This is a genomic window from Pseudomonas sp. MPC6 (genome assembly GCF_006094435.1).
Classification (GTDB): domain Bacteria; phylum Pseudomonadota; class Gammaproteobacteria; order Pseudomonadales; family Pseudomonadaceae; genus Aquipseudomonas.
In genome coordinates this window covers 3,264,610-3,289,449 of record NZ_CP034783.1, presented here as the reverse complement: position 1 = coordinate 3,289,449, position 24,840 = coordinate 3,264,610, and the positions used below count along the sequence as shown (strand labels likewise).

Here is a 24,840-nt window from a genome sequence, read left to right as displayed (position 1 = left end):
TCAGCTCAACTCGCTTTCCCGAATCAGCTTCTTGTTGATCTTGCCGACGCTGGTTTTAGGAATCTCGGCGACGAATTTGAACTGCTTGGGGATCGCCCATTTGTTAATCCGGCCAAGCTCGACAAACCGTTGCAGGTGCGCTTCGAGCATCTGTTTATCGACGTACTGTCCGGGCTCGCACACCACCAGCGCCATGGGTCGTTCGCCCCATTGCTCGTCGGCAATGCCCACCACCGCGACCGAGGTGACCAACGCGTGCTCGCTGATCAGGTTCTCCAGCTCCAGGGAACTGATCCACTCCCCGCCCGTCTTGATCACATCCTTGATGCGGTCCTTGATCTCCACCCCGCCCCGGGCGTCGATGGAGGCCAGGTCGCCGGTGTGCAGCCAGCCGTTGCGCCACAGCTCGGCGCCCTTTTCCGGCTCCTTGAAATAACCTTGGGTCAGCCAGGGTGCGCGCACCACGATCTCGCCAAGGGATTCGCCATCGTGGGCAACGCTTTTGCCGCCGGCATCGACAATTTTCAGATCGACCATCGCGATCGGCATGCCGGTCTTGATGCGTTGGGGCAATTGCGCTTGTGTGGACAACTCAAGTTCCGACCCGCGCAGGTATGTGCTGCACAGCATCGGGCAGGTCTCGGACATGCCGTAGCCGCTGTGCACGCGCATACCCCGGGCGGACGCCTGACTGGCGATACCCAGGGTCAGGGCGCTGCCGCCCAGGAGCATTTTCCAGCCATCGAAAGAGGTCTGCTTCGCTTCATCACAGTTAAGGATCATTTGCAGAATCGTCGGCACGCAATGGGAGAAGGTGACCTTCTCTTCGCGGAACAACCGCACCAGGCTATTGGGTTCGTAACGGCCGGGGTACACCTGCTTGATGCCCATCAGGGTCGCGACATAGGGCACGCCCCAGGCATGCACGTGGAACATCGGGGTGATGGGCATGTAGACGTCGTCGGAACGTAACAGCGCAAAGCTTTGGTAGGCGCCCAGCGTGCCCACGGCATTCAGGGTATGCAGCACCAACTGGCGATGGGTGAAATACACCCCTTTCGGCGCGCCGGTGGTGCCGGTGGTGTAGAACAGGGTCGCCACCGAGTTTTCATCAAAGTCCGGGAAATCGTAATGGCAAGCCGCCTGGGAGAGCAGGCTTTCATACTCCCCCAGCACCGGCAATTCAGTGCCGGTCCCGGCGTCGTCAGAGAGCCGGATATAGCCCTTGACGGTGTTCAGCTCGCCATGGATCTGCTCGATCATGGGCAGGAAATCATCATGCACCAGCACCAGGTCGTCCTCGGCGTGGTTCATGGTGTAGAGCACCTGATCCGGCGAAAGACGGATGTTCACGGTATGCAGCACCGCGCCGATCATTGGCACGGCGAAGAAGCACTCCAGGTAGCGGTGGCTGTCCCAGTCGAGCATGGCCACGGTATCCCCGGCCTTGACGCCGGCCGCGGTCAGCGCATTGGCCAGCCGATGGATGCGCTCGATGAGGGTCTGGTAGCTGTAACGCAGCTTGTCGGCGTAGACGATTTCATTGGCAGACTCGTAGCGCACCCCGGACAACAACAAGCTCTTGATCAGCAGCGGGTAGCTGTAGGCGCCTTGTGCTGGCGGGATTATTTTTGTCTTCAGCATGGTTGTACCTTCCTGATTCAGAACTGTGCTGCATCCAGCGAGTAGAGGCTTTCGCTACCGGCCTTGACCGAAGCGCTCAATGAGTGAATACGCGGCAGCAGGCGGGCGAAGTAGAAACGGGCGGTGCCCAGCTTGCTGGTGTAGAACGCGTCTTCGGTTGCCTTGCCCATGGCCGCCTGGGCCATCAATGCCCACATGTAGGCATAGGCCGTGTAACCGAATACCTGCAGGTACTCGACCGAGGCGGCGCCGATTTCGTTGGGATTGCCCTGGGCTCGATCCAGCAGCCACGCAGTCAGTTCGTCGAGGGTGTCCACGGCGGCGTTCAGCGGTTGGCTGAACTCGCCGAGGTCAGCACCGGCGTTGGCGGTGAACTGGCGAATCTCGTCGGCGAACAAGCGGTAGAGCACCCCGCCGCTGCCGACGGTCTTGCGCCCGGCCAGGTCCAGGGACTGGATGCCATTGGTGCCTTCGTAGATCTGGGTGATGCGCACATCGCGCACCAATTGCTCCTGGCCCCATTCGCGGATGTAACCATGGCCGCCGAAGATCTGTTGGCCATGCACCGTGGTTTCCAACCCCATGTCGGTCAGGAACGCCTTGGCCACCGGGGTCAGCAGCGACACCAGTTGCTCGGCGCGGGCGCGGGTTGGCGCGTTATCGCTGTACTTGGCGGTGTCCAGTTGCAGCGCCACGTAGCTGGAGAACGCCCGCCCGCCCTCGTTCAGGGCTTTCATGGTCAGCAGCATGCGCCGCACGTCCGGGTGCACGATGATCGGGTCGGCGGCCTTGTCCGGTTGCTGTGCGCCGGTTGGCGCGCGGCTCTGCAGGCGGTCACGGGCATACTCGACGGCGCTCTGATAGGAGCGTTCGCCCTGCGCCAGGCCCTGGATACCCACCCCCAGGCGCTCGTAGTTCATCATGGTGAACATCGCCGCCAGGCCCTTGCCCGGCGCATCGACGATCCAGCCGGTGGCCTCGTCGAAGTTCATCACGCAGGTGGCAGACGCCTTGATGCCCATCTTGTGTTCGATGGAACCGCAGGACAGCGTGTTGCGCTCGCCCAGAGAGCCGTCGTCGTTGACCAGCACCTTGGGCACCAGAAACAGCGAGATGCCTTTGGGGCCGGCGGGTGCATCCGGCAGCCGGGCCAGGACCAGGTGGATGATGTTCTCGGTCAGGTCGTGCTCGCCGCCGGAAATGAAGATCTTGCTGCCGCTGATTGCGTAACTGCCGTCGGCCCGGGGCACGGCCTTGGTGCGAATCAGGCCCAGGTCGGTGCCGGCATGCGCCTCGGTCAGGCACATGGAACCGCTCCAGACCCCGGCATACATGTTCGGCAGATACTTCTGTTTCAGCGCTTCGCTGGCATGGGCGCTGAGCGACAGGCAGGCACCGGCGGTCAGCATCGGGTACGTGCCGAACGACAGGTTGGCCGAAGTCACCATTTCCTCGACCTGGGCCGAAATGGCCTTGGGCATGCCCATGCCACCGAACTGCGGGTCACCGCCAACACCGACCCAACCGCCGTCGGCGAAGGCCTGGTACGCCGCGATAAAACCAGCCGGAACGGTCACCGCTCCGTTGTCCCAGGTGCAACCTTGTTCGTCGCCACTGCCGCGCAGCGGCGCGATGATGCCGGCGCTGATCTTGCCGGCCTCTTCCAGGATCGCGGCCGCCGTTTCTTCATCGACCACCTCGGCCAGGCCCGGCAGTCGGGCCCAAAGCCTGGAGGCTTCGAAGACTTCATTGAGCACGAAGCGCATGTCGCGCAGGGGAGCTTTGTATTCAGACATGTTTGACTTACTCGGACAGTGTGAGGGCAGGTCGCATGCCCGGTTGTTTGGCGTTGTCGGTCTCACTGGCGTGCACCACCGGCGCATCCGGGGCAGCACCACGGATCAGCGAGGGCCCGCGCAACAGGAAATACGACAGGGCTGGAATCAGGATCAGCGCGCCGAGCATGTTCCACAGGAACATGAAGGTCAGCAGGATGCCCATGTCGGCCTGGAACTTGATCGGCGACCAGACCCAGCACACCACGCCGGCGGCCAGGGTGATGCCCACCAGCCCCACCACCCGGCCGGTGAACGACACGGCGTTGCGATAAGCCTGGGACAACGGCAGGCCCTGGCGCTGGTACTGCAGTTGCACGCTGAGCAGGTACAAGGCGTAGTCGACACCGATCCCGACGCCGAGGGCGATCACCGGCAGAGTCGCCACCTTCACGCCAATGCCCATGACCACCATCAATGCCTCGCAGAGGATCGAGGTCAGCACCAGCGGCAACAGGGCCACCAGCGTGGCGCGCCAGCTGCGGAAGGTGATCAGGCAGAACAACGTCACCGCCGCGTAGACGTACAACAGCATGGTGCGGTTGGCCTCGCGCACCACGATGTTGGTCGCCGCCTCGATGCCGGCGGACCCGGCAGCCAGCAGGAACTGGCGATCTTCGCTGTTGTTATCCCGGGCGAATTGTTCGGCGATGGCCACCACCGCGTCCAGGGTCTCGGCCTTGTGGTCCTTGAGGAAGGCGATCACCGGCATCAGCGAGCAGTCGTTGTTGAACAACTCCGGGGAGTTGACCGAGGCTTGCTGCGCGGCGTAGTTCAGCACGTCCTGGTTGCGCTGGATGCTGTTGAGCTTGGGGTTGCCCTCGTAAGTACCGGCGGTGATCTGCCGCACGGCGTTGACCAGCGAAGACGTCGCCTGCACCCCGGGGGATTGCTGCAGCTCCCAGGCCAGGCGGTCGGCGAGGATCAGCGTCTTATAGCTCAGGCAACCTTCCGGCGCGGTCTTGATCATCACCGCGAACAGGTCGCTGGACAGCGCGTAGTGGCTGGTGATGTAGGCGTTGTCACGGTTATAGCGCGAGTCGGCCCGCAACTCCGGTGCGCCACTGTCCAGATCGCCGATCTTCAGTTGCAGGCTGACCATGAAGCCGCCAATGCCCATCAGTACCGCGACCAATACCGCCCCGGTCGCCCACCTGCGGGTGGTGAAGCGATCGAGCATGTCCCACAGTTTGCCAAAGCCTTTGTGCCCTTCGGCACGGGTGTCGATTTTCAGCGCGCGCTCGGCCGCCTTCGCGCCGACGCCGACATAGGACAGCGCCACCGGCATCAGTAGCAGCGAGGTGAAGATCAGCACGGCCACACCGATGCTGGCGGTGATCGCCAGGTCGCGGATCACCGGGATGTCGATCAGCATCAGCACCGCAAAACCGACGGCATCGGCGAGCAGCGCGGTGACGCCGGCAATGAACAGGCGGCGGAAGGTGTAGCGTGCGGCGATCAGCCTATGAGTGCCGCGGGCGATGTCCTGCATGATGCCGTTCATCTTCTGCGCCGCGTGGGACACGCCGATGGCAAAGATCAGGAACGGCACCAGCACCGAGTACGGATCGATGGCATAGCCCAGCCAGGCAACGATGCCCAGTTGCCAGACCACCGCGATCAGCGAACAGCCGACCACCAGCAAAGTGCTGCGCACACAACGGGTATAGCAATAGATGATCACCAGCGAGGTGACCACGGCCAGGCCGAAGAACATCATCACCTGAATCAGCCCGTCGATCAGATCGCCCATCAGCTTGGCGAAACCGATCACCCGGATCTTGTAGTGGCCCTTGCCCTCCTCCCCGGCCTTGTGGGTCGCGCTGTCGCCGGCGAATTCGATCTTGTCGCGCAACTGCGTTTCGAGCATCTGCGAAAAGGCGTGGTAGTCGATGCGCTGCCCCGTGGCCGTGGCCTTGTCCAGCAGCGGCACGATCAACATGGTGGACTTGAAGTCGCTGGCCACCAGGCTGCCGACGATACCGGCACGGGAAATGTTCTGGCGCAGTTGGTCTATTTCTTCAGGCTTGCCCTGGTAGGCATCGGGCATCACCGGGCCACCCTGGAAACCTTCCTCGGTGACTTCGGTCCAGCGCACGCCTGGACTCCACAGCGACTTCATCCAGGCGCGGTCGACGCCTTCGGTGAGGAACAGCTGGTCATTGACCTGCTTGAGGACCTCAAGGTAGTGCGGGTCGAAAATATCGCCCTGGGTGTTTTCCACCACCACCCGCACCGAGTTGCCCAGGCCGCGCAGCGACTGGCGGTTTTCCAGGAAGTTCTTGATGTACGGCTGGCTCTGCGGAATCATTTTCTCGAAACTGGGACGCAGCTCCAGACGCGTCACCGCCATATAGCCCAGCACCAGGGTGACCAGTGTCATGAGCACCATGAACAGCGGGCGGTAGTTGAATACCAGCCGCTCCAACCGATTGCCGGAGCACCGATCGAAGTCCCGCAGATCGCGGATGACCGGCATGGTGTCTTGCTTGATATTGCCCATGTCTGGGTACTCGCTGTAATTTTTCTTATTTGACCGACAGTGCCTGTACACCACGGCTACCCACCACTACCAGCGAACCATCGGCGGCCTGGCTCACACCGGCCACAGGGGTCGGATCCTGCTGTGCCAGCAACTGCAGCCGCGTACCGCCCGCCTGACTGACCAGCGCATGTCCAGCCTGGGTGAACAGCTCGTACTGCCCTTGGTCATTGATGATCGCTGCCGTGATGCTGACCTGCAGGCCACTCGCCAGCGGGGTCCAGCTGAGACCACCATCGGTGCTGCGAAACACATTGCCGCCCAGGCCATAGACGAGCACTTCACCGGGCTTGCCGACCACGCCGAAGTAGCTGCCCTGATAAGGCGTCGGCACGGCGGCGAAGCGCTGCTGCGTGTCATCCCACTTCAGCAGCAAGCCCTGTTCGCCGGCGATGTACAGCGCGTCACCGGTGGAGGCGATGGCGTTGAGGTGAAAGCCTTGCGGGTTGTCGGTGCGATCCTGGAACGGCGTCCAGCTCTGGCCACCGTCTTCGGTGCGCAGGATCAGGTTGAACACGCCGACCACATAGCCCAGCTTGTCGTTGGCGAACCACACATCGAGGAACGGCTTGTCCGCCCCCTGCTCGACCAGCCGCTCACCTTCGGCGACCAGCAGCGGCCATTGCTCGTTGGCCGGGTCGGCACTGGCCAGCGCCGCATAATGCTTGACCACCGCGGCGCCGATCAGGCGACCGTCGAGCTGCTTGCTCCAGGTCGCGCCGGCATCGCTGCTGTGCAACACGACGCCATCGTTGCCGACTGCCCAGCCCTGCCGGGCAGACGGAAAAAACACCGCCGTCAGGTCACTGCTGAGTGGAACACTGGCCTGCGACCAGTGCTTGCCAGCGTCATCGGAATAAAGAATATGGCCACGCTGGCCGACAGTGACCAGGCGCTCACCCGCACGGGCGATGCCAATCAAAGGGCTACGCACGGCCAACGGACTCGGCTTGGCCGGCAGATCCAGTACATCCACATAGCTGGTTGCGTGAGCGACACCCTGCAACAGCATCAGCGTTGAGCACAGCAGCATCAGCACGAACTTTTTCAAGGAACCCATACCGCACCTTCTAAGAGAACGACACCCGCAAAGCACACGAGGTACAGGCCGGCGTCGGAATCGGTAACCCAAGATGAACGACGCTCCGGCCGTCCATCTTCCAGTCACTCTGCCGGGGGACCACAAGCGATCGCCCCGGACTTTCATCGTCTGCCGCTTAGCGGATACCGGACCCTGCCAGTGCATCCGGCGCCCACTGCGCCTTCGACAGTGGCTCGATGTATTTGATGCCGCCGTAGGCGCCCGTGATGCCGTTGATGTTGTAGGAGCCACCCACCAGGTCGTAGATCATGAAAGGCGAGACATCCGGGATCTTTTTGTCGTAACTCTGGCTGAGGAAGGCGAAGGAGCCACGGTAGAGCTTGCCGCTCGAGTCATACTGGTCGGAAGCCAAAGCGATCCAGCTGTCTTCATCCAGGTACATGCGGCGCTTCTGGTAGATGTGGCGCGAACCGGATTTGAGCGTGCCTTCCACCACCCAGACGCGGTGCTTCTCCCAGCGCACATAGTCGGGTGCGATGTGGTTGGGGGTTGTCAGCTGCTTGGCGTCCACTGCGTAAGTCAGCTTGTAGGTGTTGTACGGCACCACCATTTCCTGCTTGCCCACCAGTTTCCAGTCGAAGCGATCCAGTGCACCGTTGAACACGAACACATCGTCGTAAGTACCGGCACCGCCGGTACCCGGGTTAGGCGTGTCATAGGCCAGGTCCGGCGCCAGCTTCACGCGGCGCTGGCCAGGCAAGTACTGCCAGCTGCGGCGTGGCTGCGCCAAGGGGTTGGCCGTATCCTTGAGCATGATCGCCTCGCCCGCACGGCGCGCGGGACCGGTGTAATACAGCTTCATCTGGAAGAACACGTCGGTGCTCTTGAACGGCTTCGACATGTCGTCGTAGATCGGGTAGTTCGAGAACGACAGCGCCGTGGTCGACAGTGTCGGTACACCCGCCGAGTCGACGTTCCAGGAGTCATATTTGACATTGCGATTGCCGCCGACACGCAGCAGGTGGTTCCACATGGCCTCACTGCCCGAGGTCGGGATCGGGAACGGCACGCCGGGCAGCAGGTTATCGATGGACAGGCCGCCATCGAGGGCCTTGGTACCGGTGGCATTTTTCAAGCTGTTGTCCAGCACCGCCTGAGGCAGGGCGACAGTGCGGTGGGTCGGGAACACATTGATGTGGAAAGTGGGATAGCGCCTGGCAAGCTCGGCCGTGGTGGCCGTCAACTGGCCCTTGTACTTATCGACGTTCTTGCCATCGATGACCAACAGCGGCTTCTCGTCGGCAAAGGGATCCGGACGCATGCCGTCGCCCGCCTTGAAGCCGGCTGGAGCGGTGGTCAACCCGCCGGTGTACGCAGGAATCGAGCCATCGGCATTGGCTGCCATCTCCGCGCCCACGTTGGTCAGGCTGGTGCCCAGCTTGGCGGCTTCCTGCGCCGACACGGCCGCATGGGCCTGGCCGGCAATGACGGCCGCCAGGGATGCTGCCAGCATGCTATTTAGGAATTTCATCTGAATTCTCTCCACTTTGTTGTTGTAATCCGGGTGTCAATCAGAAGGTGGTTTTGAACGAAGCCGTGATCATCCCGCGGTCCTTCAGCAGGGGCGCCAGGCCTGCCTGGGAAGTGATCTGGCCAGGGATGCAGCGGTATTGCCCTCCACTGCCGGGGGTGTTGTTGTCAAATCCGGTTTCACAGGTATTGAAAGGACCAAAGGAATCGACGTACTTGAGGTCGAACTTGTACTTTTGATAGACGTCCGCGGCGACGCCGATGGAGTAGCTGCCGGTGTCCTCGCTGCCACCCAGCTGGACGGCCGAGTTGCCCTTGAGGCCAACGTTGTAGGACATCGGCATGGACATATCGACGCCCGGGAACACCTGGAACCAGGTCGGGGTGAAGTTGGTCGCGATGGAGTAGGCATTGGTGTCGACTTTGTCGACCCCGTGGTAGCTGGAGTTGCCCTTGAAGGACTGCTTGCCCTTGTCGACGCTGACCAGATGGGTCATCGATCCTTCGACAGCCAGCGAGGAGGAGTCCCACAACGGCGTATTGCCAAAGCTCACGATGCCGTTGAGTACCACATGGAACGTCTTGCCCCGGGCCGTTCCGGTATCGCCTTTGCCCGGCACGGCACCGATCAGGTTGTCGCCGTTGACCAGCCCCTGATCGGCCTGCCCCCTCAAGGTCGGGTTGATGGTGGTGAAGTTGCTCAGCAGCGGCATGTTCTCGCGGTAGTTCACATCGAGACCGACGCTGACCGGGCCCACCCCCTTCGACAGGCTGATGCCATAGATGTCGATGTCGTCGGCATAAGCGGCCAGGTATTCAGCGCCGGTGAGTCCCGGCAGGCCTGGCGTTTGCAGGTTGGGCGCATTGACGAGCACCACCGGCATCGGGTCCGACGTGTTGCGGTAGTAGAAGCCCAGGGTGCCGTCCAGCCATTCCGGGCTCCACTTGGCCATCAGGCCGAAGTCGCCGGCATTGTGCGGCTTGACGTCATGCCCGCGCGAGGTGCCGTAAAAAGCCCCGGCCCCGTTCAGCGCCGTCGGTACCGGGAGCCAGAACACGTCCCCGCCTTCACCGAACATGTCGTAGCCGCCCATGTACGTCCCACCCTCGGGCAGACGGGTGTTGCGGAACTCCAGGAAGTACTGCGCGCCCAGGGTCAACTCCGGATTGACCGTGAACGACATCGACAGCTGGTTGCGCGGCAGGAACAGCTCTTTGGTTTCGGTGCCCGGCACGTTGTACAACTTGGCCAGGTCCAGGGCCGACTGACCGTAGTTGATGCCGTTGGCCGCGTTGAACAGGGTCTCGCCCCAGTACATGTTGTGCCGGCCGAGCTTGGTGCTGAACATCGACTCCTCGCCGACCTCGGTGCTGTAGAACACGAAGGCGTCGAGGATCTCACCGGAGGGGCCGTTGTAATAACGATCGCTGTAGTTGCTCAGCCCATGCTTGCTTGCAGCGTGGCCGTTCAGCGAGTCGCCAGGCTGGATCGCGCCGGACTGACGCGCCGCCACCAGGTTGCCCGCATTGCCCTGCTGCCCTGGAAACGGGTTGGAGTTGGAACCGACATTGTCATAGGCATGGTCATACCAACTCGCGGCACTGACACGAAAGCCCATTTTCCGCTGGTAGACCACATCGAGTTCGGTCAGCAGATCGACCCGCTGGGTCACTGCACTGCCGACACTGAAGTTTTTATCGCCGTCGTTGTAGTTGGAGGTGTTGGCGATCTTCGAGTTCTGGCCTTCCACCCGTTGACCGTAGCTGGTCTTGAGGGTGTTATCGAAGCGCACGGCCCAATCTTCACTGCCGGTGTCGAGTTCAAAGGCATGGGCAGCCGGCAAGGTGGCGAGCATGACGGCGCTGGCCAGCAAGCTGAAACGCAGAGGACGGTATCCTGGCGTGGTGTGCATTACGTTGTCTCCGTTTATTGTTGTTTTTGTTTTTTGGCGCTAACAACGACTCACATCCGGTCCTTGCAGTGATGCGAGTTTCTTTCAGGCAGTTTTATTGAGCTGTTTGCACCCCACGATCCAGCGTGCGGATAAAGTCTTCGGCCTGCGGCCACTCGCCGAATCCGGCGGCGGGATTGAGATGGCCTACAGCACCGAGGTTGACCAGTTCACTGCCCCAGTCACCGGCCATCCGGGTCACGGATTCGAGGCTCGCGAGGTGGTCGTTGGTACTGGCCGCGACGATCGAAGGGAACGGCAGCGGCCCTTTTGGCAGCGGATCCCAGCCACTGGCCCGCAGGCTTTCAGGGGTTGGATAAGCGGCCGGCCAGCTGGCCTCGAGGTTCGGCGGTGCGGCCAGCAAGGCGCCCTTGATCGGGCGGTCATGCAGGGCGGCCCAGTGCACCACCATCAGTACGCCGGCACTGTGAGCCACGAGGATCACCGGACCGGAAATCTGCTCCAGCTCGCGCTGGATCGCTTCCACGCGTGCGGCCAGGCTGAGCTTGTTCGCTTCCAGTGGAGGTACTGAGCGGACCTTGTCCAGCTTGGCTTCCAGCAACGTTTGCCAATGCGCTGGCACATGGTCGCGCAAGCCTGGAACTATCAAAATCGTGGTGTCATTCATCGCGCTAATTCACCTTTGGACAATCCATCGAAAGGTCCGCCAATCGTTCGAACCCTCCAGCAGCACAGTAGGATTCGGCTGGTCGGAGCGCGTTACATTTAGCGTCAGTCACTTCCCTTTTGATGACAGCCGCGCAGAAATAGATTTGCGCGCGAAGCTATTTTCATTTCATGACAAAGTCTCTATAAATGACAGGTAGCTGCACCAGCGGGACCTCGGTTGTCACTAAATGGAATGAATGCACGCCATGACCATTCAAGCTCGAACCGCCGTACTGACCAACTACCAGGAGGTGGCTCGCCATCTGGGGCTGAACGCGAACGCGCTTTTAGCCGAGGTGGGCTTGACCCCTTCGCTCCTCAGCGATCCCGATCAACGCATCCCGGCCACCGCCAGCATCATCCTGCTGGAGAAGTCAGCGCACCTGAGTGGCTGTGAAACCTTCGGCCTGCGCATGGCGGAGCTGCGGCACCTGTCGGACTTTGGTGAAGTGAGCCTGCTGCTCAGTCACCAGAACACGCTGCGCGACGCGCTGAAAGTGATCGTGCAGTACCGTCACCTGCTCAACGATTCACTGGCGGTGTTCGTCGAGGAAACTGGCAAGACGGTGATCATTCGCGAGGAACTGGTCACCGATATGGGCACGAACAACCGCCAATCCATCGAGCTGGCCGTTGCCGTGATGCACCGTTTTTGCGCCGCCCTGCTCGGCGCGCACTGGCACCCGACCAGTGTCTGTTTCACCCATGACGCGCCGGCGGACCTTTCCGTGCATCGACGGATCTTCGGCTGCAAAGTGGAGTTCGGCTGCGAGTTCAACGGCATCGTTTGTCCCGCCAGCAACCTCGACACCGCCAACCCCCTGGCCAATGAGGCCATGGCCCGACACGCGCAACGCTACCTCGACTCGTCGCTGATGGGAAAAAACGGCCATTCCCTGGCATTCGACGTGCGTAAATCCATTTACCTGTTGCTGCCCATGGGCCGCGCGACCATTGCGCAGATCGCCCAGAGCCACGGCATGAACGTGCGCACCCTGCAGCGCCGCCTGGATGAAGAAGGCGCCAGTTTCAGCGAATTGATCAGCAGCGTGCGCCGCGACCTGGTGGTGCGCTACCTGGAGAACCCCGGGTACTCGCTGGGACGGATCGCCGACATGCTCGGCTACTCCATGCCCAATTCATTCACGCGCTGGTTCATTTCCCAGTTCAACATGCCACCTGCCGCCTGGCGCAGCGAACGCAAGATCGTGCCGCGCAAAGACAGCTGAGACCTGCAGGAGCCGGCTTGCTGGCGCTGGACTCAAATGCCCCGCGTTTCACCAGACCGTACGCGTTATCGTTAACGACCTTCGCTGGCAAGCCAGCTCCTACAGGGATCGGGTACATCCGCAAAACACGGGTCGGCTGTCGGGGCGCCTTCGCTGGCAAGCCAGCTCCTGCAGGGGACCGTGTCCCCGAAAAAAAACGGCCGCCTGCTGGAGCAGGCGACCGCAAAAGGAGCGCATCCGGGGGTGCGACGCCTGACTCACGCTCGAGCTGTGCGCGCAGGCGTGCTACCCCCAATAGAGCATCTGTTTACAAGCCCCAGTGCATCAGCAGCAGCACCAGGACGACGAGGAAGACGGTCTCCCCCACCATCAGCAGGATCGGCTTGACACCCACCGCAGCCAGCTCCTTGAGCTGGGTCTTCATGCCCAGGGCGCTGATGGCGATCACCAGGCACCAGCGCGACAGTTCATTGGTGAAGCCCTGCACTGCCGGGACGATCCAGCCGGTACTGTTGACGCACGCCAGTATCAGGAAGCCCACCGCGAACCAGGGCAGCAACGGCGGTCGTTTGCCGGGCAGGTCGCCGCCTTGCATGCGGGACATCATCGCCGCGCAGACAATCACCGGCAGGAGCATGGCCACGCGCATCAACTTGACCACGGTGGCGGTATCGCCCGTCTCGGTAGACATGCCGTAGCCGGCGCCCACGACCTGGGCAACGTCGTGGATGGTGGCACCGAGGAACACCCCGGCCTGCTGGGGATTGAGTTCGAGCCAGTTGGCGATCATCGGGTAGACGATCATGGCCATGGTCGACAGGGCCGACACGCCAATCACGGTGAACAGGGTGGCGCGTTCCTTCTGTGGATGATTGGGCAAAGCCGCCGCCAGCGCCAAGGCTGCCGAGGCACCGCAGATCGCCGTAGCGCCACCGGTGAGCATGCCGAACACCCGCTGGAACCCCATGGCCCTGGCCGCCACCATCGAGACGATAATGGTCACCGCGACCAGGGTCACGACCAGCGCGACCGGTTTCCAGCCCAACGCAGCGATCTGCTCCAGGGTGATGCGCATGCCCAGCAGCGCTACCCCGATGCGCAACACGGTGCGGGCGGTGAACTCGATACCGGCCTTGCATTTTCCATCGCCTGCCAGAAAGTTCAGCGCCATGCCGAGCAGCAGCGCGAACAGCATCACCGGCGCACCGTAGTGCTCGGACAGGAAGCTCGCCGCGGCGGCGACGATCAGGCTGACGATAAAACCGGGGGCCAGCTCGCGCGCACGGCAATGAACATAGGCCAGGGCAATGGCACTCATACGGCGGATTCCTTGGAAGCGATGACAATGAACACTTGGCCGTCGATCACTTCGACCGGGTAGTTGGCAACCTTCACCGCGGTTGAATTGAGCATGTAGCCGCTGGCCAGGTCGAAGCGCAGGCCGTGGGCACAGCACTGGATCACCTTGCCCTCGAGGCGGCCGCCACAGAGTGAGGCCCCCTGATGCGGACAGCTGTCGTCGATGGCATAGAGCTGGCCCCCGACATTGAACAGCGCCAGGCTGCTGCCCTCGGGCTCGAACAGCGAGCGCATGCCAGGTGCCGGGACTTTCTCGGCCGGTACCGCAATGCGCAGGCTCATGCCGGACTCCCGGCCGCGTCTTGCGCAAGGGCTTGCTGCATCGCCTGCAACAGCACCTCGGCCGGCTGTGCACCGGAGATCGCCTGGCGACGGTTGAAAATGAAATAGGGCACGCCCCTGGCGCCCATCCCGCTGTCGTCGTAGGGACTGCCAGCGCCCTCCAGGCAGTCGACCAGGGCCTCGCGCGGGTAACCGCAGGACTCGGCGATCGCCAGTAAGGTGGCACTGTCGCCAAGGTCCTTGCCTTGATCGAAGTAGGCGGCAAACAGCCGTTCCAGCAAGGCGTCACGCTGCGCCACGCTCCCCAGTTCAGAGGCGCATTCCATCAGGCGATGGGCATCGGCGGTATTGGGCATAGTCTTGATGCCACTGAAGTCGATGCTCAGGCCGACGGCCGCCGCGGCCTGCCGGACTTGCGCCTGGCGCGCTTGCACGGCCTCGGCACTGCCCAGGCGCTGGCGGTAGAACTCGACAAAGGGCACGCCCTGCGCCGGCAGGTGCGGCAGTAGTTGCACGCCATGCCAGGCCAGCTCCAGCTCGACGTCCGGGTGGCTGCTGCGCAACGCCACGAGTGCGCGCTCGAGCTGACGCTTGCCGATCAGGCACCAGGGGCAGATGAAGTCGAAAAATGCATCAATACGCAGGATCCCCGTCACGACGACACCTCCATCACGGCTTTAGTGGACGCGTCATCGACATCCTTGCCCTGCACACGGGCAATGTCGTCGAGATAGTGACAGCGGATATAGAAGAACACCGCCGCTGCAGCGATGCTCATCAGCGGTATGAGCTGGAAGGCCCCGTGCAGGCCGATATGGTCGGACACCCTGCCGGTGACGAAAGGTCCCGGGGCCAGGCCGATCATATTATTGACCAGGGTCAGGGCGGCAAAAGCGGTGCCATGCACTTTGTAGTGGGTCAGGTTGGCGATCGTGGCAATGATCGGGCCGTTGATGCCCGTCACGAACAGCATGGCCATGCCGATCAGTGCCAACTGGAGAGGGCCGACCGACTGAATCAAAGCCAGCGACATCAGCAGGCAGCTGCCCAGGCAGAACGCAATGGATATCTCGATCTTGCGCAACGGCGATTGACGGCTCAAGCGGTCACTGAGCATGCCGCACATGATCGCCCCGCCGCCGCAGCACAACACCATAACGCCCGCGATGACGCCGGCCTTGCCCTCGCCCATCCCGTAATAGCGGTTGAAGTAGCTCGGCATCCACACAATCATGCTGCCGGCAACGAACGTCTGCAGACCGCTGGCCACGTAAGCGGCGATCACCGAACGGGTGCCGTACAAGGTGCGCAGCGGACGCTTGACCGTCCCCTTGATTTTGCTCCCGGCCGCGGCCAGGCGCTGCGGGGCAATGCGGGCTTCCTTGACCACGATCGGGTAAATCGCCGCCAGCACCAGGCCAAACAGCGCCATGCTGGCGAACGACCAACGCCAGCCCAGCTTGACGGCAATCGCCCCGCCCAGGGAGATGCCCAGCACCGAGCCAAACATGGCACCGGCCATGAAGGCACTGGCGAGGGTCGCACGCATGTTCTTGGGAAATACCGATACCACCACGGCGATGCCGACGCTGCCGTAGGCCGCCTCGCCGACACCGACCATGAAGCGCGCGATCAACATCTCCTCGTAGTTCTCGGCCAGGGCGCAGCCCAACGTGGCCAGGCTCCACAGCAAGGCCATCAGTGCCAGGCTCTTGACCCGGCCGAAGCGGTCGGCCAACAGTGACAGGGGGATGGTCAGCGTACCGACCATCAAGGCCACGATGCCGCTGAGCAGGCCGAGCTGGCCGTCGCTCAGAGCCCACTCGCCCTTGAGAATCGGGAACACGGCATTGAGTACTTGCCGTGACATATAATCTGAGATCAACAAGCCAAAGGTCAGTGCGAATACGGCCCATGCGTACTTGCGCGGAATGCCAACTGAAGTATCTTCTGCATCGTCCACAGTGCTGTGATAGGCCATGCTGCCTCCTCGGTGTCTTGCACCCGTCTTGTTATTGTTTTGGTCTTGCTCAACGCGTATCAGGTTGGCCGGGGCAGGTTCCCTTCAGCGACCTGCCCCGCCCTCCGCATCACCCGCGCTGGGGTACGCCCTTCTGTCCCGCTTTGCGATTCGGCGCCAGGCCGTTGGCCAACAGGGTTTCTTCAATGGTCTCGTATTGCACGCCGATACGGTAGATGTCGCGCGCCTCTTTGCCGCTGGCGATCTCACGACCCAGCTCGTTGGCAATGCGCACCGTCTGCTTGACCTGCTCCACGGACGAGAAACGCTTGCCGTGCTGATCGATAATGGTGTCTTCGTTACCCAGGCGTGGATGCAAGCCCATGGCCATGGCGATGGTGTTGAGTGGCAGCACGTTCTTGAGCAACGACTCGGCAGTCAAGGTGCAACCGTCCGGCACGCGATTGATGAAGTTCATCAGGTTCATCGGGTTCGGACCGTCGAAACCGCCACCGATACCGATCCAGGTCAGGTTCATCGGGCCCTTGTAGACGCCCTTGCGCACCAGGCGCTCGAGGGTCTCGTAGGCATGGATGCCGGTCAGCTGGAAGTGCGGCTGGATATTGCTGGCCTGCAGGCGCTTGAGGTGCTCGGCGACAAAGGCCGGACCTGCCGGTACGGTCATTTCGGTATAGGCGGCGTGGGTAGCCGGATCAAACAGCGAGGTGCCTTCAATGCCTTCCGGAAACAGCAGCTCCGTGATCGTCATCTGAATGGTGTTGATGGCGATGGTGACCTGATCGGGCTTGGGCGTCAGATCCGCCAGCATGTGCCGGGTATCGTCGGACAGCCACAGCGCATCGGCGCCCTCGCCTTCAGGCGCAAAGGAAATCGAACCGCCGACCTGGATGATCATGTCCGGCACGGCTTCACGCACACCGGCGATCAGCTCGTTGAACTTGGACAGGCGCTTGGACCCTTTACCGTCCAGTTCACGCACGTGCAAGTGCAATACGGTGGCGCCTGCTTCATAGCAGTCGACAGCCGCCTGCACGTGTTCGTCCATGGTCAGCGGAATGTCTTCCGGAAAGTCGCCAGGCATCCACTGGGGAGCGTAAGGGGCGACGGTAATCACCACTTTTTCCATGGTGTCCGGGTGCAGGGAATCGTCGAAAAACTGCATGATTATCTCCTATTTTTGTTTTTGCCTGCCCGACAGGCTGTACGGCGCAGGCTTTGGCATGGGTGCAGGTGAAGTTGCTCAGTAGGGTTTGTCGCCCATGATCGTGGCGCGCTCCATCTTGCGATGGCACGGCGGGTAATCCATCACGGCGTAGTGCTGTGAGCTGCGGTTGTCCCAGATGGCGATGCTGTTGGGCTTCCAGCGCCAGCGCACCTGGTACTCCGGAATGTGCGCCTGACTGGTCAGGTGACGCAGCAGCTCGGACGCGCCCTGGGTGAAATCCTGGCCGACACGCACTCGCTGGGCCGTGTGGAAGTTGGTGAAGTGCGTGGTGAAGGAGTTGACGAACAGCACCTTTTCGCCAGTCTCCGGATGAGTGCGCACCACGGGGTGCTCCGCGTCCGGGTACTGGGCCTTGAGCGCCAGGCGCTTTTCGATCGGCATCGCCGCACCGAAGGTCGCCTCGATGCTATGACGGGCGCGCAGACCTTCGATCTTCGCCTTTATCTCGTCCGGCAGATGCTTGTAAGCCTCCACCATGTTGGCCCACATGGTGTCGCCACCGACTGGCGGGCACTCCAGGCAACGCAGCACGCTGCCCAGCGGCGGCGCCTCGCGCCAGGTGGCGTCGGTGTGCCAGGAGTTCTCGTAACGGTCGATCGGACTGTCCGGATTCTTGTAGACCTGGACCAGGCCCGGGTGATCCGGGTGGCTGCCGATGACCGGGTGATCCTCCAGTTCGCCGAAGCGTCGGGCAAAGGCCGCATGCTCGGCGCGAGTGATGTCCTGGTCGCGCAGGAACAGCACCCGATGCTTGAGCAGTTGGACGCGGATCTCGGCGAACAGGCCGTCGTCATGGACGGCGTCAGCCAGTTTGACGCCAATCAGCTCTGCGCCAATGCTGCAGGTTAGTTGTTCGACTTGCATGGCGGCAGACCTCCTTAGATGACGAAGATCGATGAACCGGTGGTTTTGCGCGATTCCAGATCACGGTGCGCCTGCACGGCATCCTGCAAGCTGTAATGCTGGTTGATCTCGATCTTGATCTTGCCGCTGCCGACCAGGTCGAACAGCTCACCGGCCAGTTCGGCCTTCTCTGCCGGGTCGGCGATGTAATCCGCCAGTGCCGGGCGAGTCACGAACAGCGAACCTTTCATCGCCAACAGCGCCGGGTTGAATTCAGGAATCGGGCCGGAGGCGGTACCGACGCAGACCAACAGGCCGCGACGCTTGAGCGAGTCCAGCGAGCCCATGAAGGTATTCTTGCCAACACTGTCGAACACCACATTGACGCCGACGCCGTCGGTCAACTCACGCACGCGCTTGGCAAAGTCTTCGTGGCTGTAATTGATCACATGGTCGCAACCATGAGCGCGGGCCACCTCGGCCTTGGCCTCGCTGGACACCGTGCCGATCACGGTCAGGCCCAACAGCTTGGCCCACTGCGAAACAATCAGGCCGACGCCACCGGCGGCAGCGTGCAGCAGGATGGTGTCACCGGGCTTGAAGTCATAGATGCGGCGCATCAGGTACGAAGCGGTCAGGCCGCGCATGGTCATGGCCGCCGCAGTCTCGAACGAGATGCTTTCCGGCAGTTTGATCAACGGTGCAGCCGGGATCAGGCGTTCGGTACTGTAGGCACCCAGGGTGTTGAGGAAACCGGTGTAGGTGACGCGGTCGCCCACCTGTACGTTGGTCACCCCTGCGCCGATGGCCTGGACCACGCCGGACGCTTCAACCCCCATGCCGTTCGGCATCGGGATCGGGTAAGTGCCATTGCGAAAGTAGGTGTCGGCATAGTTGAGGCCGACCGCTACGTGACGCAGCCGAACCTCACCAGGACCGGGCTCGCCGACCTCGACCTCTTCAAAGCGAAGAACCTCGGGACCACCGGTTTCATAAAATCGTACGACTTGGGCCATGCTTTTTTTCTCCAATCAGCGTTCTGGGTGCACTACGGCGATTACGTTGATTGGAATGTAAGCTGCAGGCGGTCCGGTCGCATCTCATCAAACGACAACGCCATCACATTTCATGACAAACCGCGTCGCTCGGTTGCGGTCAATCACGCTCGGCACGGACCTTCCCGCTGAAGACCCTGAAGCCGTAAGTGTTGTATCGGAGCGTCAGCGGTATCAGCACGGCGAAACACGGCATCCGGTGTTCGATGACAGACGGCTACAACTGCGAGCGGCCGCACCAGTCTTTGAAATACAAAACGCCCGATGCGGTGCATCGGGCATTAGGGTGAAACAGGTGTAAACCTATTACAGGACTAGACACTTGAAACTAAACTCGGTTGATTAGCCAAGACTCTAAGGTCGACTATGGCGCGCGGCGGACATGATCGAGCCAACACCGCGGCCGCAACTGATACACAAACTGGCCATTGGCACGGAGCCTTGCGAAAAACTTATGCGGTAATCGCTTATGTTTATAGGTCCTTCAATATCGCGATCGCACCGGCTAGCCTCTCCCGAGTCACGGGAGAATGCACTTTTGATCATACGAATCGGACTGGTCGCATGGGTATCGCTGCTGGGGTGTGGTCAGGCCCTGGCAGATGGGAACAATTTGCTGATGGCGTGCAAAATGATCGGTCAGAAGATTCCAACGGACGACTACAGTGCTTTTGAAAGCGGGTTGTGCATCGGGCTGGTCCAGGGCGTTCGCCAGACGTTGAGCGCATACGCCGACCTCTTGCCGAAAGAACAACGCATCTGCGTTCCACGGGCAGTGAACAACAAGGAAAGCGTGGGCGTCGTCGTCAAGTATCTGGAGGCCCATCCCAATCAGTTGAACCTGCCGGAAGTGGCACTGGCGATTCAGGCACACCGAGAGGCATTCCCCTGTAAATGACTGATTGGCTGAGCCGTGCAAAGTGGCGCTGGGTTATGGGCTGGGGGCGCTGTCCAAGCCGATCTGCCTTTGAGTCGGCGGGAATTGGCCCGGCTGGGCGGCCTTCGGCATGTTCAATCTGTTGACCGGGCTGACCTTGCTGCTGGCCAGCGTGATCGCCGGGGCGCTGTGGGATACGTTAGGTTTTCAGGGCACCTTCTTGATGGGGGCAGGCTTTGCTGTTCTGGCTTTATTGGGATTTTGGGTAATCCAGGCAAGCGTTCCGGTTTGATAGCGAAACACCGGACTTCGCGTAAGGCGATTCCAGGCTGGGCTTGCCTTGTCTGCACGAGATTCTGAACTAATGTGTAACGCAACCGACGCAGGCTGTTTTAACGACTAACATCCCCTCGTACACAAAATGCCAGCACGGTTCCGATAACGCGAGTGCGCACCTGGGATCGACAGGCGATCCACATTATTTTCAAACCCGATGGATCTGTAGGAGCTTCGATATGAACAAGCTGGGAGCGATCTTTCTTCTACTCGTGGCAGGTACTGCCCATTCTGCTGAACGCCTGACAACCGTCCAGGTTGCCGGACTCTCTGTTCCAGGTACCCAGGCGCTGGGTAAAGCCCAAGGGTTCACAGAGTGCGTGGATTTTTATAACTACCTGTCGTGCACGCACAACAAGCCCATTGAAGTGTTTGGCGCAACGGCCAGTAGCGCCGAAATCACACTGGATGTCACAGACAACTTTTCCAGCGTGGCGGACCCCATGGGCAGCCCCAATATCTCGCAGGTCCCGCGGGAGAAACTGACTTACCGATCCATTCGCATGGAATTTCAACCGCAAGAACGCGAGGCACTGGAAAAGGCATTGCGCGCGGATGGATGGTTCGCAGTCGGCAGCGCGAAACGCCTCGAGTTTTACAAGGAGGGCGTACCCGCAACCTTCCGCGTCAACAGCGCCTATATCACGTTGAGCCCTGTCGATATCAACGAGGTCAGCAAACGGGTTTCAAGGCTGGAGGCGTCCAACCATTCCAGCGCCAGCTCGGATTTACCCGATCCGGCGCGGGCCATGCTGCGTGACTCGGAGCCACGTGGCGCCGGCTCGGTTCGCCCGCCTCGATTCTAACCAGCGGCAGTTGCAGCAAATGCAGTAGCAACAAAAAGTGCACTTATAAAAAACTCGAATTACACTGCCACACACCTGAGGGATCGATTGGTCCACGGCAATCCGGGCATCACGTCATGATCTGGGTAAAGCCAACATGAAAACGGTCACGGCCATTTTCACCTGTCTGCTCGCTGCCGGCGTGTTCGCGGCGGCGAGCAGCCGTGCACAGGCTGCGCCCCCTTCGCCCATGTTCAAGACCAGCTTCGACTGCGCCCAGGCCAGGGCGCCCGCCGAAAAACTCATCTGTGGCGATGCGCAGCTGGCGCAGATGGATGTCGAACTGATGCGCCTGTATCGGCTGGCCCTCACGGATCAACGCTCGGTACCGCCTCCGGACAACGTCATGATCGACCAGCAGTTCTGGGTCAAGACCCGCAATCAATGTGCTTCCGGGCCAGAGCTCAAGGCGTGCACGATTCGCAGTTATGCCGAGCGCGCGCACCAGCTGCGTCAAGGCTCGGCCATTGCCAGGACCCGGGATCCGGACAGACTCACCGAAGGCCCCCTGGCGTTTCGTTGTCCAGGGTTAAACGCGCCGATTGCGGCCACCTTCTTCACCACGCAGCCGGGTGTCGTGTACCTGAAATGGGCGAACGCCTCGGTCACCCTGAGCCAGGTGCAGAGTGATTCGGGATCCCGATACACTGGCAAGGACTCCCAAGGGCAATACAGCTTCTGGCAAGACGGCGATGTCGTCCTGTTCCAGAAGCCAGGCTCAGGGGAAATGAGTTGTTCGGCCGAACCAGGAAAACTCCCGTGAGCACCGCGCCCCTGTCCGAACTCGATGCCGCCCTGCCCGGTCTGGTCCGCAAGATCCGCGTCCTGGAAGCCCTGGCCTGGCCGGACGGGGTCGAGGAAACATTTCTGCAACGCTGGCGCGCCGGGCGCGCGGAACTGCCCAGGGTCGAGCTCCGCCCGCGCGACCACAGCGCCGAGATCGTGGCCCTGGAAGCCTTTACCGACCGCTGCGACCAGGGGCATCCGGCCGGAGCTTACCTTGCGATGACGGCGCGCAGCTATGCCACCGCCGGCCGCATGCTCGGTGCCATTGGCACACCCGCTTTTACCCAGTATTCGTCAGCGCTGTACCGGCGCCCGGACTTCTACTATTCACGCCTGAACCTGAGCATGCTGGACGCGGCCCGGTTCTTCCTCAGTACCACCGACGCCTTGCTGGGCGGTGCGCGGATTCCACCGATCCAGGCCGACATCCCGGCCGAGGCGTTCGCTGCCTGGATGCAGCCGGAACTGGATCGATTCTTCGGCCCGGGCCGGATCACGGTCGTGCTCGATCCGACCCTGGCCGCCAAGGCCATCGCCGGGGCGAGCCGTATCCGCCTGCGTGCCGGCGCCCTGTTCTCGGAACTGGACAAGCAGCAGCTATTGCAGCATGAGGCCTTTGTGCATGTCGCCACGGCGCAAAACGGCGCGCTGCAACCCAACCTGAAAAGCCTGGGGCTGGGGGCGCCACGCACGACCCAGACCCAGGAAGGCATCGCCACCCTGGCCGAGCTGTTCACCGGCAGCATGGACATCAACCGCCTGCGCCGCCTCGCCCTGCGTGTGCTCGCGGTCCAGCAGGCACTGGAGGGTGCCGATTTCATCCAGGTATTCGAAGGTTTTCTCGCTGCCGGTCAGTCCCAGGAGGAATCCTTCCGTTCGACCCAACGGGTTTTCCGCGGCGCCGACCTGCACGGCGGTTCGGCATTCACCAAGGATGCCGCCTACCTGACCGGCTTGCTCGGCGTGCATACCCTGCTGCGCATTGCGATCCGCGACAACCGGCCGGAACTGGTGGGTCATCTGTTTGCCGGGCGCCTCAGCCTGGGCGACACCGTGCGCCTGGCCCCGCTCTTCGAGTCCGGCTGGCTCAAGGGGCCGGTCCATGTCCCGGACTGGGCCGCGGATCTGAATCGGCTCGCCGCCAACCTGGCGTTCTCCGCCTTTATCACCCGGATCAAGCTGGATGTGCTCGATCTGGACGTGCTCATGGCGTTTGCCGACGAGCATGAAGCCGACGCCAGCGCCTCCAGCCCTGGCGCGTTGTCATAACGACAGCATTCCACGGTACAAGCCATAAGCCGCAAGCCCCGCTCCGGCCACGACGCAGGTAAAAATGCCCTTCTCGATCGGCGTGAACAGTGGTTCGCCCTGCTCATGTTTGGCCTTGGCAAACAAAATCACTCCGGGCGCATATAATAAGGCAGACAACAGCAAATACTTGACCCCTCCGGCATACAACAGCCATACCGCGTAACACAGCGCAACGCCGCCGATCATCAGGTCCTTGGTGCGCTCGGCCGATGCGTGTTCGTAGGTTTCGCCACGCCCGCTCAACAGCACCGCATAGGCCGCCGACCACAAGTACGGCACCAGAATCATCGAGGACGCCAGGTAAATAAGACTGGTGTAAGTGCCGGCTGAGACCAAGGTGATCAACAGGAAAATCTGGATCATGCCGTTGGTCAACCACAGCGCATTGACCGGTACGTGGTTGGTATTTTCCTTTTTCAGGAAGGCCGGCATGGTCTTGTCCCTGGCCGTGGCAAACAGGATTTCCGCGCAAAGCAGCGCCCACGACAGCAATGCACCCAACAGCGAGATCGCCAGGCCGACGCTGATCAACAACGCACCCCAATGGCCGACGATGTGCTCCATGACAGTCGCCAGTGACGGGTTCTGCAGCCTGGCCAGTTCCGGCTGGCTCATGATGCCCAGCGACAGCACATTGACCAACACCAGCAGTGCCAGCACCCCGAGAAAACCGATGACCGTCGCGCGGCCCACGTCCGCACGTTTCTGCGCCCGGGCCGAATAGACGCTGGCGCCTTCGATGCCGATGAAGACGAAAACCGTCACCAGCATCATGTTGCGCACCTGATCCATCACTCCGCCAAAATTCGGGTTGCTGCGACCCCAGATGTCCCGGGTAAAGATATCCGCCTTGAAGGCCACGGCAGCGATAACAATAAACAAGATCAACGGCACGATCTTGGCCACGGTGGTCAGTTGATTGATGAACGCCGCCTCCTTGATGCCACGCATCACCAGGAAGTGCACCGCCCATAACAGCACCGAAGCGCAACCAATGGCGATGGGCGTATTGCCCTGGCCAAAGACCGGAAAGAAGTAACCGAGGGTACTGAACAGCAGCACGAAATAACCGACGTTACCCAGCCAGGCACTGATCCAGTATCCCCAGGCAGAAGAAAAACCCATGTAGTCGCCGAACCCGGCCTTGGCGTAAGCGTACACCCCCGAGTCCAGTTCGGGCTTGCGATTGGCCAGGGTCTGGAACACGAAAGCCAGGGTCAGCATGCCGACGGCGGTGATCCCCCAGCCGATCAATATGGCGCCGGCATCGGCTTTCGCCGCCATGTTCTGAGGCAGGGAAAAAATCCCGCCGCCAATCATCGACCCCACTACCAGGGCAATGAGCGCATTCAAGCGCAGCTTTTGCGTCGGTTGTGACATTTGACGCCTCACAGGTGGGCGAGAACTAACAAACAGTGAGCATCTCAGTGGGAATTAACCAACGAACAAAGGGTACTAGCGGTTGCCAATAAGCGCCAACATAGACTTTGTTATAAC

General features: G+C 61.5%; 20 protein-coding genes and 1 pseudogene. 6 read left to right on the top strand and 15 right to left on the bottom strand.

Translation table 11 applies throughout. The annotated features are described in order from the left end of the window. The 7 genes from ELQ88_RS17320 to ELQ88_RS17290 all read right to left on the bottom strand — a co-directional run bounded on the left by ELQ88_RS17320 (position 1) and on the right by ELQ88_RS17290 (position 11,173). Positions 1 to 1,644 carry a fatty acid--CoA ligase gene (locus ELQ88_RS17320; protein WP_128869363.1) on the bottom strand — a complete coding sequence of 548 codons (1,644 nt, stop codon included), beginning with the start codon at positions 1,642 to 1,644 and terminating at the stop codon, positions 1 to 3. A 17-nt stretch (positions 1,645 to 1,661) separates the two neighbouring features. Beyond that, positions 1,662 to 3,440, bottom strand: a complete 1,779-nt coding sequence (locus ELQ88_RS17315; RefSeq protein WP_138966567.1) for an acyl-CoA dehydrogenase C-terminal domain-containing protein — start codon at positions 3,438 to 3,440, stop codon at positions 1,662 to 1,664. Between the two features lie 7 nt (positions 3,441 to 3,447). Then, the gene (locus ELQ88_RS17310) at positions 3,448 to 5,982 is read right to left on the bottom strand and encodes an MMPL family transporter (RefSeq protein ID WP_138966565.1); all 2,535 of its coding nucleotides are present in this window, start codon (positions 5,980 to 5,982) and stop codon (positions 3,448 to 3,450) included. 25 nt (positions 5,983 to 6,007) lie between these two features. Beyond that, a complete protein-coding gene (locus ELQ88_RS17305) occupies positions 6,008 to 7,081 on the bottom strand; it encodes a YCF48-related protein (protein ID WP_138966563.1) in 1,074 nt (357 codons plus the stop codon). 157 nt (positions 7,082 to 7,238) lie between these two features. Continuing rightward, positions 7,239 to 8,594, bottom strand: a complete 1,356-nt coding sequence (locus ELQ88_RS17300; RefSeq protein WP_138966561.1) for a DUF1329 domain-containing protein — start codon at positions 8,592 to 8,594, stop codon at positions 7,239 to 7,241. Between the two features lie 40 nt (positions 8,595 to 8,634). Then, positions 8,635 to 10,506, bottom strand: coding sequence for a DUF1302 domain-containing protein (locus ELQ88_RS17295; protein ID WP_138966559.1), 1,872 nt, complete (start codon positions 10,504 to 10,506; stop codon positions 8,635 to 8,637). A gap of 94 nt (positions 10,507 to 10,600) precedes the next feature. Beyond that, entirely contained in the window at positions 10,601 to 11,173 is a 573-nt protein-coding gene (locus ELQ88_RS17290) for an alpha/beta hydrolase (RefSeq protein WP_138966557.1), read from the bottom strand. A 247-nt stretch (positions 11,174 to 11,420) separates the two neighbouring features. Here ELQ88_RS17290 and ELQ88_RS17285 point away from each other — a divergent pair, with 247 nt between their 5' ends. Next, the gene (locus ELQ88_RS17285; RefSeq protein ID WP_128870014.1) at positions 11,421 to 12,443 is read left to right on the top strand and encodes an AraC family transcriptional regulator; all 1,023 of its coding nucleotides are present in this window, start codon (positions 11,421 to 11,423) and stop codon (positions 12,441 to 12,443) included. 307 nt (positions 12,444 to 12,750) lie between these two features. Here the strand turns inward: ELQ88_RS17285 and ELQ88_RS17275 are convergent, their stop codons facing one another. The 7 genes from ELQ88_RS17275 to ELQ88_RS17245 all read right to left on the bottom strand — a co-directional run bounded on the left by ELQ88_RS17275 (position 12,751) and on the right by ELQ88_RS17245 (position 19,149). Then, positions 12,751 to 13,761, bottom strand: coding sequence for a putative sulfate exporter family transporter (locus ELQ88_RS17275; protein WP_138966553.1), 1,011 nt, complete (start codon positions 13,759 to 13,761; stop codon positions 12,751 to 12,753). Then, entirely contained in the window at positions 13,758 to 14,084 is a 327-nt protein-coding gene (locus ELQ88_RS17270; RefSeq protein ID WP_128870012.1) for a Rieske 2Fe-2S domain-containing protein, read from the bottom strand. Before ELQ88_RS17270 ends, ELQ88_RS17275 begins: the two co-directional genes overlap by 4 nt. Further along, positions 14,081 to 14,740, bottom strand: a complete 660-nt coding sequence (locus tag ELQ88_RS17265) for a DsbA family oxidoreductase (protein WP_138966551.1) — start codon at positions 14,738 to 14,740, stop codon at positions 14,081 to 14,083. Before ELQ88_RS17265 ends, ELQ88_RS17270 begins: the two co-directional genes overlap by 4 nt. Continuing rightward, positions 14,737 to 16,065, bottom strand: coding sequence for an MFS transporter (locus ELQ88_RS17260; RefSeq protein WP_138966549.1), 1,329 nt, complete (start codon positions 16,063 to 16,065; stop codon positions 14,737 to 14,739). Before ELQ88_RS17260 ends, ELQ88_RS17265 begins: the two co-directional genes overlap by 4 nt. A 109-nt stretch (positions 16,066 to 16,174) precedes the next feature. Further along, the gene (locus ELQ88_RS17255; RefSeq protein WP_128870010.1) at positions 16,175 to 17,227 is read right to left on the bottom strand and encodes a 3-keto-5-aminohexanoate cleavage protein; all 1,053 of its coding nucleotides are present in this window, start codon (positions 17,225 to 17,227) and stop codon (positions 16,175 to 16,177) included. 78 nt (positions 17,228 to 17,305) lie between these two features. Continuing rightward, positions 17,306 to 18,154 carry a TauD/TfdA family dioxygenase gene (locus tag ELQ88_RS17250; RefSeq protein ID WP_128870009.1) on the bottom strand — a complete coding sequence of 283 codons (849 nt, stop codon included), beginning with the start codon at positions 18,152 to 18,154 and terminating at the stop codon, positions 17,306 to 17,308. Positions 18,155 to 18,168: 14 nt separating this feature from the next. Beyond that, a complete protein-coding gene (locus tag ELQ88_RS17245) occupies positions 18,169 to 19,149 on the bottom strand; it encodes a quinone oxidoreductase (protein ID WP_128870008.1) in 981 nt (326 codons plus the stop codon). A gap of 577 nt (positions 19,150 to 19,726) precedes the next feature. On the opposite strand from ELQ88_RS17245, the gene ELQ88_RS17235 reads away from it, so the two are divergent. From ELQ88_RS17235 to ELQ88_RS17215, 5 genes and pseudogenes are all read left to right on the top strand, one after another. Beyond that, a complete protein-coding gene (locus ELQ88_RS17235; protein WP_128870006.1) occupies positions 19,727 to 20,086 on the top strand; it encodes a Rap1a/Tai family immunity protein in 360 nt (119 codons plus the stop codon). 100 nt (positions 20,087 to 20,186) lie between these two features. Beyond that, positions 20,187 to 20,357 (top strand): annotated as a pseudogene (locus ELQ88_RS17230) (MFS transporter); the annotation flags it as partial. Positions 20,358 to 20,580: 223 nt separating this feature from the next. Then, the gene (locus ELQ88_RS17225; protein WP_128870314.1) at positions 20,581 to 21,207 is read left to right on the top strand and encodes a hypothetical protein; all 627 of its coding nucleotides are present in this window, start codon (positions 20,581 to 20,583) and stop codon (positions 21,205 to 21,207) included. Positions 21,208 to 21,343: 136 nt separating this feature from the next. Beyond that, complete coding sequence (locus ELQ88_RS17220) at positions 21,344 to 22,009, top strand: MliC family protein (RefSeq protein WP_138966546.1); 666 nt, start codon at positions 21,344 to 21,346, stop codon at positions 22,007 to 22,009. Beyond that, entirely contained in the window at positions 22,006 to 23,301 is a 1,296-nt protein-coding gene (locus ELQ88_RS17215; protein ID WP_138966544.1) for a flavohemoglobin expression-modulating QEGLA motif protein, read from the top strand. The genes ELQ88_RS17220 and ELQ88_RS17215 overlap by 4 nt, the downstream gene beginning before the upstream one ends. Here ELQ88_RS17215 and arcD read toward each other — a convergent pair. Beyond that, positions 23,296 to 24,723, bottom strand: coding sequence for an arginine-ornithine antiporter (gene arcD / locus ELQ88_RS17210; RefSeq protein ID WP_138966542.1), 1,428 nt, complete (start codon positions 24,721 to 24,723; stop codon positions 23,296 to 23,298). The genes ELQ88_RS17215 and arcD overlap by 6 nt on opposite strands. Between the last annotated feature and the right edge of the window lie 117 nt (positions 24,724 to 24,840).